The following is a 16320-nucleotide window of genomic DNA, read 5'->3' on the forward strand; positions in this document are numbered from 1 at the left end:
TTGCATGGCGCCGTGGTGCCGGAGTTCTCATGCTCCAGGGAGGCTTGTCTCCCGGTCCGGCCCTACCCTGCGGAGGGCTTCGCGGATCTCGGAAAACTCTGCCCCTCCCCGGTCAATCTCCCTGATGAGCGCATCGATCCGTCTGATCTGGTTCCGGATCTTTCCGCCGGTCTCCTCGTCGTCCATAAGGTCCGCCAGGGCGAGGATCACCTGGAGGGGCTGGCGGATACCGTCACTCTGGATGGTGAGTGCATCGACGCTCCGCCGGATACGGTCACAGGCCTCCCGCCGGGCTGCTTCGAGCTGCTTCTGCATCGTGACGTCGCGGGCGAAGATCGCGAGCTGGTGGACGTTGCCCCCCGCGTCCCTGACGGGGAAGAGGGTGTTCTCGAACGCCCTGCCGTCCCGCTCATCGAGGAAATGGAGCGGCCGTCCCGACGTAAAGACCATCTCGCTCTTCTCCCTGCGGGCTATCGCGAGATCCCGCGGGAGCAGGTAGTCCACCTGCTTTCCGATGAGGTCCTCCGTACTCCGGCCGAACCTCCCGGCCGCCACTTCGTTCAGCGCGAGGATGGTCCTCTCGCGATCGAGGAGCAGTGCGGACTCCTGCGGTGCGTTCAGGAGCGCCCACGCCCTCTCCTCACTGGTATACAACTCCTCCGCCATCCGCTTCTGCCGGGTGATATCGTGGATGGCGCACTGGACTCCGGTCGTCCCTCCCCTTTCGTCCCGCAACGGCTCCACAGTCAGGTCGTAGCAGCGCCTCTCTCTCCCGATCTCCAGGCACACCTCTTCCCGCGCTCCGCTTCCGCTCGCAAGAACCCGCCGCTTTATCGTTGTGAGGAGTGCGGCATCTTCGGCCGCGAAGAGGTCGTCGTCGGTGCTGCCGACGATCTCTTCGCGGCAGAACCCGATGGAAGCGTTGAATGCCCACGTGTAGCGGAGATCGGTGTCCTGGTGGGAGAGGGCGATCGGTGCGCCCTGGAGGGCGAGCCTGATCTGGGATTCGCTCGTTCGCAACGCCTTCTCGGCCTGCTTGCGCCTGGTGATGTCGCGGACGACGATCTGCATCAGGGTCCTGCCTTCATGCACGAGCGTATGGCCCGACGACTCTGCGTCGACCACGGTGCCGTCCAGGCGAAGCAGCTTCACCTCGACCAGGGGGATGTTCTCGGTCCGGTTCTGTAATTGCCCGAGCCGGATCTGCATCACGTCGTGTGAGTCCGGGTGGAGAAACTGCGTCACCGGCTTTCCGAGGACGTCCTCCTGCTTCTCCGCGCCGAGCAGCCGGAGGCCGGCAGGGTTGATGAAGAGGTACTTCTCCCCATCGTGGGTCGCAATCATATCGGGAGAGTTCTCGACCAGCACCCGGTAACGCTCCTGGCTCGCCCGGAGAGCCTCTTTGGTACGTTTCTCCCGGGTGACGTCCTGGAAGATCCCGACCGCGCCGATCCTCCGGCCGGAGGCTTCGGTGATCGGCGCGGTGTTGGCAAGGATCTCCCGGTCTTCCCCGTCCGTGCAGACGAGCCGGAGATGCACCCCGCGGACGGTCTCGCCGTGCTTTGCGGACCGGACGAGAGGCAGGTCGTGCGGGTCGCATGTCCGGTCACAGGGGTGCCGGATCTGTGAAGACGCCGCCGTTTCGTCTTCTCGGTCCGAGAGCCTCGGTGCAATGCCAAGACTCTCCGCTGCGGGATTCAGCATCCGGACCCTGCCGTCCTCGTCGGTCACCACGATCGCTTCCGGTGCGCTGTCAAAGATCGCTCTCAGCCGGGCGCGCTCGGTGCCGAGTTCCAGGTGGACGCGTATCTGGTCGGTGACGTCCTCGAACACGATGCTGGTCCCCGGCCTCCCTCCCTCAAGGACCGTGGGGAAGATCTTCACCCGCAGGTAGGCCCCGACGTCCCCGTCCACGTGGACCAGGTTCGGGACGGTCAGCGGTCCCCGGGAGAGGGTCCCGATAGCGGAGACGATCCGGGGATCGTTTAACGGGGCGATATCGAGTGCCCGCGCCTCCTGGTCGAGGATGCTCTCGCGTGATACGGCCGCGAGGTTCAGGAACGGATCGTTTGCAAGGACGATGCGGCCTTCGTCGTCCAGGACCACCATGGCGTCGGAATGGAGGTAAAGGAGAGCGGAGAGCGGAATCCGCTCGGAAAGGAAGTAGAGTTTCGCCGAGCCGATCTTCTGCATCTCGATCTGGCCGGTCGAGAGGAGGACGTCGAGGTATTTTGCCACGGAGTTTCTGGTAACCTGCAGTCGGCGTGAGAGTTCGGAGATGGTCATGCCCCGTGGATGTGCGTTCAGCAGTTCCCGTATCCGTAACGTCTCTTTCCAGTAGGTATCCATCTCACCGTAGGTTTTTCCATTTCACCTTCATAATGTTTGATGTTTTTGGAAATAATAGTGCCCTGCTCGGTCATTTTTTGATTTTTCCAGAGCCTGTTCGATGGGGATGGCGCCGGCGACGAAATTATCTGCCGCAGTAGGCAGGCGGCGAGGGAAAAAGTGTTTACGTCCGGGAGTGGTGCGGGTGTCCCCGGGGATGAGCCGGCAGGATGGCGTCAGGCTTCTACCGGCCGCTCTGCGGGGGTCATGCCGCACCGGCTGTATAACCCCGCTCACTCCTCGAAGTTGAACTCCGCCGCCCAGTCGAACCCCTCGTTCTCCTCGTACCACTCCGGCCAGTGGGAGGACCATGCCGGCACCTCCACATCCCTGACCCGGTCGGCGCACGGGAGGTAGGGCTTGATGTCCAGCACCGGCGTGCCGTCGTCGGCGTCGATATACGCCACCCTGACGATGCCCGCAGCGGGATCGACGCCGAGCACCGGGGCCGCCGAGAGCGCGATCGGGTTCGGCCGGACCGGCGACCGGGTCGCGAAGATCCCGATCGTCTCCGGGCCCCTGGTGTAGGGTTTCGTGCAGACGGTCTCGCTCCGGCGCTCCTCCGTATCGGTCCGGTCGCCCCACCAGAGGACCTGGATGTGGCTGAACCCCTCGAGCCCCTTGAGGGCGGGCCGGAACGGCCCGGCAATCTCGATCCAGAACGATCCTTCGTCGGCATGCACGGTGCCGACCGGTTTGACGCTGAACGTGCGCATCTCCATACCTGCGGTCTCCTTTACGTCAATGGTGCGCGCAGCAGGAGAAAAAGGCTCTGACTCTCCCCCGGGGGAGGGTTGCACGCCTCAGGGAAGGTATTCGTCCACGCACTCGAGAAACCGCTCCACGGCCGCCGTCGAGTAGGGCCCCTCCTCGTAGGCCGTCGCAAGGGTCAGGCGGTCGCGGAATGTGGAGGCGATCATCAGGAACCCGTAGGGCCAGCAGACGCAGGGAAGGTATCGGACGTCGAGGAGGTCGAGCATCCTCCCGTCCTCCCCCGGGACCGGGAGGTAGTCGCCGGGATCGAAGATGCCGAGGTTCGAGAAGACCGGGTTCTTCAGGCCGGACGTCCGGTATCTCCCGTTCATCTCCTCAAAGAACGCTCTCACCGCCGGCATCCCGTCCGCCACGATCTCCTCGTAGAAGAGGATGGAGGCGACGCCGGTGCCACCAGTCTTGCGCCGGGCCGTCACCGCCGCCACCTGCCCGACAACATCCTCCAGCTCCGCCCCCACCCCGGCGGGGAGCGTGACCTCGTAGGCGACGGAGAGGTTCACGGGGAGTTTCTCCCCGTTGAGTGCGGGGTGTCTCCTCCGGAGGTCGGCCGAGGTCAGGATTGACCGGGGCGCCTCCCGGTCCGCGGGGTCGCTCCGGACTTTGGCGAAGGCGAGAAAGAATGCACCCAGGATGACGTCGTTCACCGTGGCCCCATGCTCCTTCCCGAACGCCTTTATGCGCCCCAGCCGTCCGGGGGCGAGCGTCCGGGAGGCGATCCGGGCCGTCCCTCTCCCGGTCCGCTCGACCGGGAAGCGCCACCGGTCGACGAAGGGCTCCTCTTCGGCGAGCGCCCGGCCCCGCTCCTCCGCGGAGTAGAGGGCGAGGACGCGGTCCGTGCCCCGCTCGTAGGCCTCGCGGGGTGCGGGGGAGAACGCCGGGTCCGCCGCGATCCCCCGGTATATCGCGAAGAGGTCGCGGGCGAGGCTCATGGCGCCGGAGGCGTCGCAGAAACCGTGGTGGCAGGTGACGGCCACGATATCCCCCTCCGCTCCCCGGTAAAGCCCGACCTGGACCTGCGGCCCGGCACGGACGTCGAGTGGCGGCGGGGGCGTCTCGAGCGGCTCCTCTCCGCCGGCCGCGGCCATAGCGAACGCCCCTTCCCACTGTTCCCTGGGAATCTCCTCCCAGACGGGCCGTCCGTCCGCCTCCGCGTAACGGGACCGGAGGTAGGGGTCGGACCCGATCAGCCGCATCGTCGCTTCCCGCAGGACCCCGGCATCGAGCCCGCCGTCGAAGAGAAAGACGGCGTGCATCGTCGGGTCGTAGATGCGCTCGAAGTGGACGTTGAAGACGTCGAAGGCTGGTGCAGGATAGCGGACCGGCGGGAGAGTCATCACTCTATAATCTCATGGTTCGGGGATAACTGCTTTCCTCCCCGAGATCCGGGATCCCCGGCCGAACGGGTGTGCCCGACTGAGGGTGTCTCCGGTACGGGGAGACCCGGTATTCCGGGTCCCGGGCGGTGGAAAGATTTTGCACCGGATCTTATGAAAACTCGCTGTTATGGGAAGTGATCTGCATATTGAGCCAGTGAGAGTGAATAAATAGTTCCATGCTCAAAAATGGCTATGAGCAGATACATTCTCTTCCTCGTGGCGGCTGTTATAGCGGCGGGCATCGCCGTGCCTGCGGCGTGCGCCGCCGGGCAGGAGAACCCCTTCAGGGTCGACGATTACCGGACGGTGCTGCAGGTGCAGACCGGGGACGCCACGCTCGGCCGGATCACCTCCTTCGACACCGGCGGGTCTGTCTACGTCTGCCGTGAAGCGCGTATCATTCCCGCAGCGGTCGGGGAGACGCTCCTTCACGGCGACATGATCTCCGTGCAGCCCGGAAGTTTCGTCAGGCTCACGCTGGTCGACAGGCCCGGCGAGACGCTGCTTGAGGGCGGGACCGATGGATTGGCCGTCTTCGTCGAGAGGTATACCGGGGACGACGGGTCCCTCAGCAGGGTGGTCGAACGGTACCTCCCGGAGTCCGTGATACCGTCCTGGCGGCTCATCAGCGGTCTCCTCGACGACGTCCTTGCAGGTGTCAACGATTACCTCGTCAGCAACGGTTCCGCCACGGAAGAGATCACCACCGCCATCGAGGTCTTCAGGTAATCCCCGGTCCCTCTCCTCTTCTTATTCTGCCGGAGAACCCCGCGGCGCGAGTATCCGGTGGACGGCCGCATCCCAGATCCGCTCTGCCTCGTCCCTTTCGAGCCCCGCCGCCGCTCCCATCCTGATGCCGAGGGCGACGGAGATGATGATCTTCGCGGAGAGGTCCGTGTCGAGGTCGGCGGGAAGGCGGCCCGCGGTTCTCTCTTCATCGAGGGTCCCGGCGATCAGGTCGTGCATGGCCCGGTAGTTCTTCCTGACGGCCGCCTGAAGCTGCTCGTCCCGCACGGCGCCGGCAAAGAGTTCCATGACCGCGTTCATCCCTGTTCCGCCCTCGGGATAGATGATCTTCTCAAAGATAGCAGAGAGCGTGCCCTCAAGCGTATCGCTGGAGCGGGCACCTTCCAGGCTCCCGGCCAGCTGCGACCTGATGAAGAAAAGTGCGGACGAGACGAGGTCGTCCCTGCTCTTGATATAGAGATAGAGCGTCGCACGGGAGATGCCGAGCCGGGCGGCGACGTCCTCCATCTTGAGGCTGGCAAACCCCTTCTCGTCGGCCTCGGCTATCGCGGCCTCGATGATCCTCCGCCTCGCCTCGTCCTTATATTCGGGCACGACCTTCGGCATGATACTAACACGTGTGTCAGTAATCTTATATACGTTCGTCCCGTATCTCCAATAATGACAGTTGTGTCTAATATTGTTACACAAACGTCAGTCTCTGAGAGCCTCGCGGGAGAGGCAGATCTCGCGCTCTTCGAGGCCCTGGTCAGGGAGTACTGCGGGGTGGGGTTCTTCGAGTGCCTCGACTGCCCTGAGAGCGGTTACCTGACGTCGGCCGTATGGGGCGAGAGCGGCAGCAGGCCGCCCGCGCTCTATCGCGCCGTCGTCGAACTGCTTCACCGGGCGGTCGAGCGGGAGGGCGAACAGTGACGGCGGCGTTCGCGCACCTGGGCCGGTTCATCGCCCGTCGGCCATACCTCGTCGCGGGCCTGGTCGTCTCGCTGATGGTCTTCTCCCTCTACGGCGCATCCTCGATCGCGATGGAGACGGGGCTTGAGACCTTCGTCGATACGGACTCGCCGGAAGGAGTGCTGCTCGACCGCTACATGGGGACCTTCGGGGCCGATCTGGTCGTCCTGATCGTCGAGTCGGATAACGTCCGTGACCCCGAGGTCCTCCGGTACGTCGACCGCCTCGAGGCGGATATTGCCGACGAACGCTACGTGAGCGGGACACGGTCTCTTCCGGCCGCGATACGTCCAGCGAACGGCGGCCTCCTCCCCGCGACGGAGGCCGGCGTCGCCGAGGCGATCGCCTGTCTCCCGGACGAAATACGAACACGCTGCGTCCCGTCGGGAACGATGACGCTCCTCTTCGTCATCCTCGAGCCGGACCTCTCCGACGACGCCGGCGACCGGGTCCTTGCGACCATCGAGACCCTCGTCGCGGTCTCGTCCCCGCCTCCGGGCGTGAGCGTCTCGGTCTCCGGTGATCCAGCGTTCGACAGGCAGATGCAGGCGGCCATGAGCAGGGAGATCGGCACGCTGATCGGGATCGCGCTCGCCCTGATGGTCATCGCGATCGGGCTGCTCTTCGGCCACGTCCGCTACCGCTTCCTCCCCGTGGGGATCGTCCTCTGCGGAATCGTCCTGACGTTCGGGATCATCGGGTTCTTCAACCTCCGGGTGACCTCGCCGGTCATCGGGGCGTTCCCCGTCATCATCGGTCTCGGGATCGACTACGGCGTCCAGTTCCATTCAAGGTTCCACGAGGAGGTCCGGGACAGAAGCCTGCACGAGGCGATCGTCGCGACGCTCTCCCACGCCGGCCCCATCCTGGTCGCCATGTGCACGACCGCTCTCGGCTTTCTGGCCCTCCTCTCCTCCCCGGTCCCGATGATCCGCGACTTCGGGACCGCCTGCCTGATCGGTGTCGTCTCGTGTTTCGTGCTTGCGGTCCTCATCGTCCCCGCCTTCTTCGCGCTCTTTGGCTACGGGAAACAGGCCGCTCCGGCGACTCCCGCAGGGACGGGCGCGATCGGACGCTACGACCGGTTCCTCGGCAACCTCGCGGTGAGCGTGGCAAAGCACCCCATCCCGGTCCTCATCCTCTTCTCGCTCATCGCCGTCGCGGGTATCCAGTACGACGGCGCCATCGGGATCAACGTCGACCAGCAGTCCTTCGTCCCGGAGACGATGCCCGCACGGGTCAGCCTTGAGAAGGTGGAGCGGGCGATAGGGGGGACGTCCACCGTCCCGGTGATCGCGAGAGGCGGGGATATCCTCGACCCGGAGGTCATCGGGTGGATCGATGCGTTCGGGACCTACGAGACGGAGCACCGGGACGAGATTGTCGGTCATACCAGCATCGTCACCCTGATCCGGGGCTACAACGGCGGGTCGATCCCCGGAACCCGGCGGGAGATCGAGGCGGCCGTTGCGCGTATCCCGGAGGCGACCCTGCAACACTATCTCAGCGGGAACACGGAGGCGGTGATCGAGTTCTCGACGGCCGATATGGAGATGGACCGGACAAGCGCCCTCGTCGACCAGGTCCGGAGCGACATCGCGTGGCTCGAGCCGCCGGCAGGACTCGACCTCCAGCCCACCGGAAAGCCTGCGGTCTACGGGGACCTTTATTCCGGCATCGTCCTCTCCAAGAACCGGATGACCGCCCTCGGCCTCCTCCTGATAGCCGCGTTCATGGTTCTCACTTACCGCAGGTTCGACTCCCTCGCGCCGCTCCTCCCCGTCGTCATGATCATCGGGTGGAACGACCTCATCATGTACGCTCTCGATATCGCGAACACGCCGCTCACGGCGTGTCTCGGTTCGATGACCATCGGCCTTGCGATGGAGTACACGGTCCTCATCCTCGAGCGGTGCCGGGAGGAGTTCGACAAGGGCGCCGACCTCTACGATGCCATCCGCGAGGGTGTGACCCGGATCGGAACTCCCGTCACCATATCGGGGCTGACGACGATATTCGGGTTCTCGGCCATGCTCGCGTCCTCGTTCTCTCTGGTATCGGGCTTTGGGCAGACGACCGTGATCACGATCTTCTTCTCGCTCGTCGGCGGGATCGTCATCATGCCCGCGGTCGCCGCCCTGGTGCTGCGCAGGGCTCCACGAGCCTCCGGGCACGAGAGCGAGACCCCGGCCGGGGCGTAAATCCCCCGGCTGCAAATGTTTTTGGGCGGGGACCGGGTAGATACTCAGCCAATGAAGCGAAAGATCATCGAGATCGACGAGGAGAAGTGTACCGGGTGCGGGCTCTGCATCCCGGACTGCCCGGAGGGAGCGCTCCAGGTCATCGAGGGGAAGGCACGGCTCGTGAGCGACCTCTTCTGCGACGGACTCGGCGCCTGTATCGGGACGTGCCCGGAGGGGGCGATCTGCGTCGTCGAGCGGGAGGCCGGGCCGTACAGCGAGGAGGCGGTGATGGAGAAGATCGTGCCGCAGGGGGAGGCCGTCATCCGGGCGCACCTCGAACACCTCCTCGGCCACAACGAGGAGGCCCTCTACCGCCGGGCGATAGACTACCTGAACGCTTACGAGATCCCGGTTCCGCCGCACGGGACCGCTTCCGCCCCGGCGGCATGCCCGGGCTCCACGGCACGGAGCCTCCCCGCCGGGGAGGCCGCGGAGGCGGGGCCGGCCGGAAGGATCGAGTCGGCACTCCGGCAGTGGCCGATCCAGTTGACGCTCGCAAACCCCGGCGCCGCCTACTTCGACGACGCGGACCTCCTCGTCTCCGGGGACTGTGTCCCGTATGCCTACGCGGAGTTCCACCGGGAGTTCCTGCGGGACAGGGTCCCGCTCATCTTCTGTCCGAAACTGGACGCGGACGTCGCCGGCTACGTCACGAAACTCGCAGATATCTTCTCGCGGCACACCATCCGGTCGATCACGGTCCTGCACATGGAGGTGCCCTGCTGCAGCGGGGTGCGGCACGTCGTGGACGCGGCCCTCGAGCGTGCGGGAAAGGAGATCCCGGTGACCGAACAGACCATCACGCTCCAGGGGCAGGCGGTGGAGGGGAGTCTGGTCCGTCGGCCGGGTCCCGGAGCGGCTCAGCGCCGCGAGACGTAGCGGCTCCCTCTGAGGTAGAACCGGAGGGGGAGGTCCGCCGCCTTCGTGATCCCTACACGGGTCGTCTGCACGACCTCTCCCGGCCAGCCCTCCGGCCGCCGACCGGGAAGGCTCCCGGGCGACCTGACCTGGAGGGGGCCCTCGGAGAGGGAGGTCCTGTCGAGGCTCATCGTGATGCCGAGCGCCTGCGTCAGTTTTCCGGGGCCGCTACAGAGCGCGAGCGGGTCGTCCGTCCCCCGCCGCTCTCGCATCAGTTCTATCCCGGCAACCGGTTCGAGTGCCCGGACGAGGACCGCCTCCCCCACGCCCTCCTGTCCGGTCACGATGTTGACGCAGGTGTGCAGGCCGTAAATCCGGTAGACGTAGGCATGCCCGGCCGGCCCGAACATCGCCCGGTTCCTCGCCGTCTCGCCCCGGAATGAGTGGGCTGCCGGGTCGTCGCGGAGGTAGGCCTCGGTCTCGACGATCCAGCCCATCGTCGTCCCCGCCGCCTCGCGGTGGACGAGCAGGCACCCGAGGAGGTCCCCTGCGACGGCGACGGTATCCCGTTCGTAGAATGCAGGTGGAAGGATCATGGCGATGTAGAGTCCTTTTTCAGGGTCTCTCCCCTCGTCCCATCAAGGTTCCGGGCGGCATACCCGCAGTCCCCAAAAGATATATAGGCTGATGTATCCATCCGCTCGTCCCCTTCGGGGGAAGTGAAACAATCTGCGAGACCCGACCGCCGGTTCCGCAGGCCGTTCTGGCAGCGGAACAGGAGAGCGGTGCGATGGGGCGCAAGCAATGGAGGCAGAAGTATGAGCAAATTGAAGTGGATAGTTGCAGTGGTCCTGATCATCTCCCTGGCCGGCGTGGCCTGGGGTCAGGTGATGCCCACGGGGAACGAGATCCCGGCGGGAGAGAACGTCACCCCTGCAACGGAGGGGAACGTCACTCCTGGAATGGAGGAGAATGTTACCCCGGGAATGGAGGAGAACGTCACCCCTTCGATCAACGTAACGAGCAACCAGACTGTCGAGGGCAACGAGACCATCGCGAACGTCACCATCGATGAGGTCGTGAGCGACGGTCCGGGCTGGATTGTCATTCACAACAGTCTCTTCGGCACCCTCGGCGGGGTGATAGGATTCTCACCGGTCGAGTCCGGCACGAACAGTAACGTCACGGTCACGATAGACACCCTCGCCGCCACCGACCAGCTCATCGCCGAGCTGCACAAGGACCTCGGCCAGGAGGGCGTCTTTGAGTATCCGGCGATCGACCTCCCGCAGATGGTCGACGGTGAACCGGTGTCGGCGAACTTCACCATCACAGCCGATAACTTCACGGTGAAGAACCTGACCGAACTTGCGGGCAACATGACCGGCAATGTAACCGGGAACGTGACTCCCGTTGTCGGGAACATGACTCCCGTTGTCGGGAACATGACTCCCACTGCCGGGAACGTGACTCCCGCGGCCGCGAACCAGACCGCGATGTAGGCGCTTTGCCTGATATCCGGAGTGTTCTTACCCGCATTCCCGCGGGATGAGTAAAAAAAGGGCGGGTGTCAGCGCCGCCGGAGCAGCAGGAATCCCGCTGCGATGACGGCGATGGTCCCGAGGACCATGGCGATGGCGGCCATCGGGAGGTCCCCGGTGGCTGCCTGCCCCGGTTCACCCTGCGTGACTTCTGCACCGGCGGTGACTCCCGGCGCTCCGGTCACTGCCGGAGTGGCTGCCTCCGCCGGTAGTTTGGCGGCCCACGTCAGGGCATAGATACTGAAGTGCGAGACCTGCGCCGTCACCGTCCGGGTTGCCGGGTCCACGGTTGCGGGGACCTCCTGCCACTCGCCGGTCCCGGGGTTGTACCACATCACCTTCAGAGTGGCGGCAGGGTCATCGATCCCTTCCCACTCCTCCTCGGAGAGCGTATAGGTGAGGGTGACCGGTGGGTCGAAGGTGGCGCCGGCCGGTCCGCAGTTGAGGGCGAAGCCGATCGCCGTCCCCGGGGGGTTCGGGGGCAGCCCGGCGGCCTCGGCACGCGCTACGGTTACTTCGCCGAGCGGGGCGCCGTTTTCGTCGCGGGCAAGCGTCCCCTCGCCGACGGTCAGGGAGCCGACGCCGTCGCCGGTCTGGACCGTCACCGATTCGCTGACTTTACCGGTCTCCGAGAGGGGGAGAGACGCCTGCCCGACTGTCGCTACCGGGGTGGGGGCAGAGGTCGGGGCGGAGGTCGGGGAGGACCCGTGCGATCCTCCGCCACCTCCGCCACCACCTGTCGGAGACGGCGTCGGCGTGGGGGGGGCCGCGCTCGCGGTGAGCGTCAGGTTCGTGATGCCGCCGCTCTCGTAGACTGCCGACTCCTTTGCCTCGATTCCATTGATGTAGAAGGCGATGGTGTCGCCCGGGTACAGGGTTGGAGTCCAGACAATGAGTTTGGCGCCGCCCTCGTAATCGGTCCCGTACTGCCCGGCCTGGGTCACGGTGATCGTTCCCGCGGGGTTCCCCGCGACCGATGCAACGACGATCGAGCCTGCCGGGGCGTTCGAGCCGTCTACGTTATAGACCCGCCCGTAAAAGGCGTGGGGGGACGTCGACGGGTTACTGTCGTCCGCAAGTACGGGGACGGCGAGGAGGCTGACTGTGATGAGGAGGATGAGGGTGGCTGTAATTCGTGGTGCTGGTCTTCGCTTCATGGTTGTTCCTCAAAATAGGTTTGGGGACCCTCCTCAGAGGTCCCAGGCCCATACGGGCATGGGGAGGGGGGTCGAGGAGAACCCGGCAAGGATGTCGGGGTTCTTCATGTAGACCCAGTAGCCGCGGGTCGCGTCCATATCAGGCTCCGTCGCGTCACCCGGCGTGTAGACCCAGGCTTCGGAGTTGATCGGCGGGGAAACGACGACGGTGTAGCCGGTCAGGCCTCCCGGCGTCTTCTCGACGGAGGTGAGCGCCTTCTTGACCGAGGTCCCGTAGGGCTCTCCCCACCAGAGGTAGGTCCCGCCCGTCTGACCGTTTTTCAGGTCGTACGCCGGGCCGACCAGGTTCCACCCGGCCCGGAGCGTCTTCACCGGCGGGTTCGTGATCTCCGGGCTGATCGCGACAGGGAGGCGGTCGTAGTCGTTCATCTTGATGTAGACCGCATCGAGCGGGTTGATCCGGGTGTTATCGGTCACCTGGACCCACCGCTGGCTGATAGCGTCCCAGGAGTAGGCTATCGCGTAGTCGAGGCCGTTGCCGGCGTGGGTGACCGCCTGCCAGGTGTTGTTCTCGAGCGCGAGCGGGAACGAGAGGGTGTTCCAGCCCGGTTCGAGGCCGTCGCGGTAGCCGTCGCCGCCGATGTTGGGCGACCCGATCTCAAGGCCGAAGTAGGATTTTTTGGTCTCGAGAACGACGTCCGCCGGTCTCGTCAGCCAGGGCTCGTAGTTGGTGCCGAGGACCGGGCTTCCCGTGCCGGGGCCGAAGCCCGACGGGCCGCTCGCGTCGCCCCACCAGTTGTAGAAGGCGTAGGGCTCGTACTCCTCGCCTTCGTAGTAGTAGGGGAGCCCGACGTAGCCGTTGTAGATGTTGTTGAACGTCGCGTCGCTTCCCCGCGAGAGGATGCCGAGGTCCAGGGCCAGGACAAGGATCCCTGTGTCCACCCGGTCGCCCCCGACCGTGCCGAGCATGAGTCCGAATACCTCTCCGTCCACGGTATTCCCGTCGATGAAGGAGGGGCTCAGGCTCACGATACCGACGTTGACCACCCCGATACCGGCGAAGGCGACGGCGTCCTCGAGGAGTTCCTCCGTCACCGCCTCAACGACTCCCTCGGAGTTCGCTGTGGTAAAGACGTCGTTGTCCACGACGTACGAGCGCAGGGTCAGAATACCCCCGGAGACGGCGACTCCCAGGTTCGCGGCCCCGGCGCCGGGGAGGTTGATCTCCGCTGCCTGCACGGCGAGGAAAGGTGCTTCTCTGACGGCCGCTGTTGCGATGCTGCTCTGGCTCGCGGTTGCCGTGACGACGTTATCCGCTATGACCGCCTCGGGTGCGACGATACCGAAACTCGCTGCGGCTCCTACCGCGCCGGCGAGCGCGCTGGACGACCCGTCGAGGGGTCCGGCGAGCAGCACCTCGGCGATCGAGATGACATCGATATCGTTCGTGACAATGACGGTGTTGCCCTCGATAGCGTCCGCGAACCACTCGCTCGGCTCGGGGGGAGCGGGCTCGTAGGTCTCGGGATCAAAGACTTCATCCGCATCGAGGATGATACCGACGCCCACGCCCGCCGTAGCGGCAACGCTCAGGGCCGCCTGATCCTTTACCCGGTTGACGGCCTCGGCGATGCTCGAGCTGCCCTGCGTGACGGTGACGTCGTTGTTCAGGATCGCTTCGTTGTCTGCGTTTGCAAGGACTCCCACCGCGAGGAGGAGGTGTGCGGACCCTGCCGCCGCGTCGGCGGTCTCGTTGTCGCCTCCAACGGCGTAGTTCAGGAATGTACCCTGGGTGGTTACGTGGATGCAGTTCTCCTCAATATCGATGCTGTCGCCATATCCGGCGATACCGAAGGCCGCAACAAGGCCGGCGGACCCTGCCGCGGCATCGGGCACCTCGGAGTCGCTCTCGGCGACTGCAATGCTGAGGGCTGTGGTCTCGATCTTGAACTCGTTTCCGTGGATCTCCAGGTCACCTTCGGCGTCGTAGAAGAGGAGACCGTAACTCGTCGAGTACGGGACCGTGGCTGCAAGCCTGGTCGCGTTCAGGAACTCGAACGTGTTCCCGTCCAGAAGGAGCGCCCGGTATTCGAGGAGTGCGTCCGCCACGTCGGAGTCGGCGGCAAAGAGGCTCTCGTTCTCTGCGTAGGCGGCAAGGACGTCCTCATCGCCGGAGAGGACGGCGCCGATGATTGCCGTTCTGTCCGCTTCGGGAAGGTTCTGCCACTCGCTGTCGTTCTCGTCGATGAGGCTGAGCAGGGTAGCCTGCTGCATCTGCTCTCCCGTGACGATCTGCTCGATAAGCCCTACCGGCAGGGTGCTCGCGAAGAGCCCGACATTCCCGGGCTGCGACTCCCCGACTGCATAGACGATGATGTTCTGGTACACCGGCACGTAGTTGTGGCAGACCGTCGGGTCCACGACGTCTTCGAGGACGATGCCGGCCGTTGCGACACGGGCCTGGACGAGGGAAACCTCTACGATGCTCGGTCTGAAATCAAGGACGCCCTCTGCGACGACGGGGAGACCTTCAGCGTCGGTGAGGTATGACGAGAGGCATGCCGCGGCGGAAGATCCTTCCTCCCTGTCCTGCATCATGGCGGCATAGCGGGCCGCAAGATCGCTGTTGTCGGCGATAGCGGCCTCTACCTCCTCATAGTAGGGGTTCACGCCGGCGATCGCTACGTCCTGCGCCAGGACCACGACCACGTTGTCGTGGACTACGGGGCTCGCGACGAGTTCGTCACAGTCGCCCCAGACCCAGATGCCTGTCAGGTCGAGCTGGCTCAAGGCAGCCGCGAGGGGTTCGTCTGCAGTTGCCCCACCATAGGCTATGGTGGCGCCGAAGGCGTGCACGACGTTATCGAGGATCTCGGGCTCGTCGCTCATCTCGACGTCGATACCCGTAACGCTGCTGAACGCCAGGGTGGCGGACGCTTCACCCTCCACGGGTTCCTCGTCGCCGGTCGGTAATTTGGCGATCTCGGACATAACGATGACGATGTTCTCGCTCACCCGGGGCTCGTCGCACCTGACGATGTCGATGCCTTCGATCTCCGCCATGGCAAGGTTGCCCGGTCCGGCGGCGAGGAGCGTGTAGTGGATGTCGTTTCCGAGGACCTGGGCCTTGTAAGATTCGACGGCAACGATACCGGCGGACTCCGTCCACTCTTCTCCGGCCGTGCCGAGGCACTCGGCCTCCATCTCGATCTCGTTATCGAGGACCCGTCCCTTATATGCCCGGTCGAGCACGATACCTACCGGCTGGACGACCATGGACTCGGTGTAGATCTCGATCGTGTTGCCCTGGATGAGCGCGAGGTTCCCGGTTCCCAGGATGCCGACCGTCCGGGCGGCGTCGGCTGCAACACCGACGACCGTGACGTCGTTCTCCAGGACCTTCAGGTTCTCCGAGTTGCCGGACCTGATACCCCAGGCGTCCACGGCCGCGTAGTGCGGGTCCTGCTCGTCCGGGATGCAGGCACCCACGGAGACAACCCGGTTGCTCTCGACGAGGACGGAGGTGCTATCTACGATCAGGATTCCGTTGGGTTCCAGCACCGGGTTATTCTCCACTGCGGTGAAGAGGAGTTCCTCATCCGGCACGAAGGCGGTGATGACCTCGTTGGCCTCAAGCCCGACGACCTCGCCGGTCGTGTGCCGCGAGACCGCTACGACGTGGTTGTCGTGGATACAGGCTTCGGTGACGCCTTCGACCATGATGCCGCCCTGTCCGCTGCTCCCTATGACAAGCACCTCGTTGTTGCCGATGCAGACTCCCTCGCCACCCTCGATGTAGATGCCGCAGGTGAGTTCGTAGGTGTCGTTGAGGACCGCGACCGAGTTGTACTCGATGGTGACCGCCTTGGCGTTGTGGGCGTTGATCCCGACGGCGGAGGCGTTCACGACCTCAAACCCGTAAATCGAGACATCGTCTGCGTTGATCTCGATGCCTACCGGCTCACCCATGGCGTCGATGGTCACTCCGTCTAGGCCGGGGCATACCAGGTGCGAGACGGTCGTGACGGTCATGCTTCTGTCGATCACGACCGGCTCATTGTACGTCCCGTTGTAGACCCACACCTCGCCGCCGTCCGCGACTTTGTCGACGGCTTCCTGGATGGCCGAGAAGTTCAGGTACCCGTAGTCGGGCGTCTCTTCGTTATACGATGCGTTCACGTAGACCCTGTCGGGCAGGGTATCTGCAGCTGCCGGTGCTATCAGCATCGCGCAAATAAGCACTGCCAGCGCAAAAAGAAGCATAATCGGGCGAGTTCCCTTCACC

12 protein-coding genes are annotated in these 16320 nt (G+C 64.9%); 5 read left to right on the forward strand and 7 right to left on the reverse strand.

Features of this window, described 5'->3' with window-relative positions; all coding sequences use genetic code 11:
• Positions 1-27: 27 nt before the first annotated feature.
• The 3 genes from F8E02_RS07615 to F8E02_RS07625 all read right to left on the reverse strand — a co-directional run bounded on the left by F8E02_RS07615 (position 28) and on the right by F8E02_RS07625 (position 4496).
• Entirely contained in the window at positions 28-2349 is a 2322-nt protein-coding gene (locus F8E02_RS07615) for a PAS domain S-box protein (RefSeq protein ID WP_317064890.1), read from the reverse strand.
• A gap of 272 nt (positions 2350-2621) precedes the next feature.
• Positions 2622-3110, reverse strand: a complete 489-nt coding sequence (locus tag F8E02_RS07620) for an SAM-dependent methyltransferase (RefSeq protein WP_317064891.1) — start codon at positions 3108-3110, stop codon at positions 2622-2624.
• An 81-nt stretch (positions 3111-3191) separates the two neighbouring features.
• On the reverse strand, positions 3192-4496 hold the full coding sequence (locus F8E02_RS07625; protein WP_317064892.1) for a condensation protein: 1305 nt from the start codon (positions 4494-4496) through the stop codon (positions 3192-3194).
• A 234-nt stretch (positions 4497-4730) separates the two neighbouring features.
• Between F8E02_RS07625 and F8E02_RS07630 the strand changes: the two genes are divergently transcribed.
• Positions 4731-5267 (forward strand): hypothetical protein, encoded by a 537-nt coding sequence (locus tag F8E02_RS07630; RefSeq protein ID WP_317064893.1) that lies wholly within the window; start codon positions 4731-4733, stop codon positions 5265-5267.
• A gap of 21 nt (positions 5268-5288) precedes the next feature.
• Here the strand turns inward: F8E02_RS07630 and F8E02_RS07635 are convergent, their stop codons facing one another.
• The gene (locus F8E02_RS07635; protein WP_317064894.1) at positions 5289-5891 is read right to left on the reverse strand and encodes a TetR/AcrR family transcriptional regulator; all 603 of its coding nucleotides are present in this window, start codon (positions 5889-5891) and stop codon (positions 5289-5291) included.
• Between the two features lie 54 nt (positions 5892-5945).
• On the opposite strand from F8E02_RS07635, the gene F8E02_RS07640 reads away from it, so the two are divergent.
• From F8E02_RS07640 to F8E02_RS07650, 3 genes are read left to right on the forward strand one after another with little or no spacing between them, the layout of a single operon-like run.
• Positions 5946-6197 (forward strand): hypothetical protein, encoded by a 252-nt coding sequence (locus tag F8E02_RS07640; protein ID WP_317064895.1) that lies wholly within the window; start codon positions 5946-5948, stop codon positions 6195-6197.
• Entirely contained in the window at positions 6194-8437 is a 2244-nt protein-coding gene (locus F8E02_RS07645) for an efflux RND transporter permease subunit (protein ID WP_317064896.1), read from the forward strand. The genes F8E02_RS07640 and F8E02_RS07645 overlap by 4 nt, the downstream gene beginning before the upstream one ends.
• Positions 8438-8488: 51 nt before the next feature.
• Complete coding sequence (locus F8E02_RS07650; protein ID WP_317064897.1) at positions 8489-9358, forward strand: ATP-binding protein; 870 nt, start codon at positions 8489-8491, stop codon at positions 9356-9358.
• On the opposite strand, the gene F8E02_RS07655 is transcribed toward F8E02_RS07650, so the two are convergent.
• Positions 9340-9933 (reverse strand): DNA-3-methyladenine glycosylase, encoded by a 594-nt coding sequence (locus F8E02_RS07655; protein WP_317064898.1) that lies wholly within the window; start codon positions 9931-9933, stop codon positions 9340-9342. The two genes, F8E02_RS07650 and F8E02_RS07655, sit on opposite strands and share 19 nt — an antisense overlap.
• Before the next feature lie 222 nt (positions 9934-10155).
• Here F8E02_RS07655 and F8E02_RS07660 point away from each other — a divergent pair, with 222 nt between their 5' ends.
• Positions 10156-10839, forward strand: coding sequence for a DUF7282 domain-containing protein (locus tag F8E02_RS07660; protein WP_317064899.1), 684 nt, complete (start codon positions 10156-10158; stop codon positions 10837-10839).
• Positions 10840-10907: 68 nt separating this feature from the next.
• Here the strand turns inward: F8E02_RS07660 and F8E02_RS07665 are convergent, their stop codons facing one another.
• On the reverse strand, positions 10908-12035 hold the full coding sequence (locus F8E02_RS07665; RefSeq protein ID WP_317064900.1) for a hypothetical protein: 1128 nt from the start codon (positions 12033-12035) through the stop codon (positions 10908-10910).
• Positions 12036-12068: 33 nt separating this feature from the next.
• The gene (locus F8E02_RS07670) at positions 12069-16262 is read right to left on the reverse strand and encodes a right-handed parallel beta-helix repeat-containing protein (protein WP_317064901.1); all 4194 of its coding nucleotides are present in this window, start codon (positions 16260-16262) and stop codon (positions 12069-12071) included.
• Positions 16263-16320: the final 58 nt, after the last annotated feature.

The sequence above is a fragment of the Methanoculleus caldifontis genome (assembly GCF_032842345.1).
In the GTDB taxonomy this organism is placed as follows: Archaea; Halobacteriota; Methanomicrobia; order Methanomicrobiales; family Methanoculleaceae; genus Methanoculleus; species Methanoculleus caldifontis.

Bases quoted from the DNA above. Each gene is read 5' to 3' on its own strand.
- F8E02_RS07615 (WP_317064890.1), bottom strand. From the start codon at position 2,349: ATGGATACCTACTGGAAAGAGACGTTACGGATACGGGAACTGCTGAAC.
- F8E02_RS07665 (WP_317064900.1), bottom strand. From the start codon at position 12,035: ATGAAGCGAAGACCAGCACCACGAATTACAGCCACCCTCATCCTCCTC.
- F8E02_RS07625 (WP_317064892.1), bottom strand. From the start codon at position 4,496: ATGACTCTCCCGCCGGTCCGCTATCCTGCACCAGCCTTCGACGTCTTC.
- F8E02_RS07670 (WP_317064901.1), bottom strand. From the start codon at position 16,262: ATGCTGATAGCACCGGCAGCTGCAGATACCCTGCCCGACAGGGTCTAC.
- F8E02_RS07650 (WP_317064897.1), top strand. From the start codon at position 8,489: ATGAAGCGAAAGATCATCGAGATCGACGAGGAGAAGTGTACCGGGTGC.
- F8E02_RS07660 (WP_317064899.1), top strand. From the start codon at position 10,156: ATGAGCAAATTGAAGTGGATAGTTGCAGTGGTCCTGATCATCTCCCTG.
- F8E02_RS07640 (WP_317064895.1), top strand. From the start codon at position 5,946: ATGACAGTTGTGTCTAATATTGTTACACAAACGTCAGTCTCTGAGAGC.
- F8E02_RS07620 (WP_317064891.1), bottom strand. From the start codon at position 3,110: ATGGAGATGCGCACGTTCAGCGTCAAACCGGTCGGCACCGTGCATGCC.
- F8E02_RS07630 (WP_317064893.1), top strand. From the start codon at position 4,731: ATGAGCAGATACATTCTCTTCCTCGTGGCGGCTGTTATAGCGGCGGGC.
- F8E02_RS07655 (WP_317064898.1), bottom strand. From the start codon at position 9,933: ATGATCCTTCCACCTGCATTCTACGAACGGGATACCGTCGCCGTCGCA.
- F8E02_RS07635 (WP_317064894.1), bottom strand. From the start codon at position 5,891: ATGCCGAAGGTCGTGCCCGAATATAAGGACGAGGCGAGGCGGAGGATC.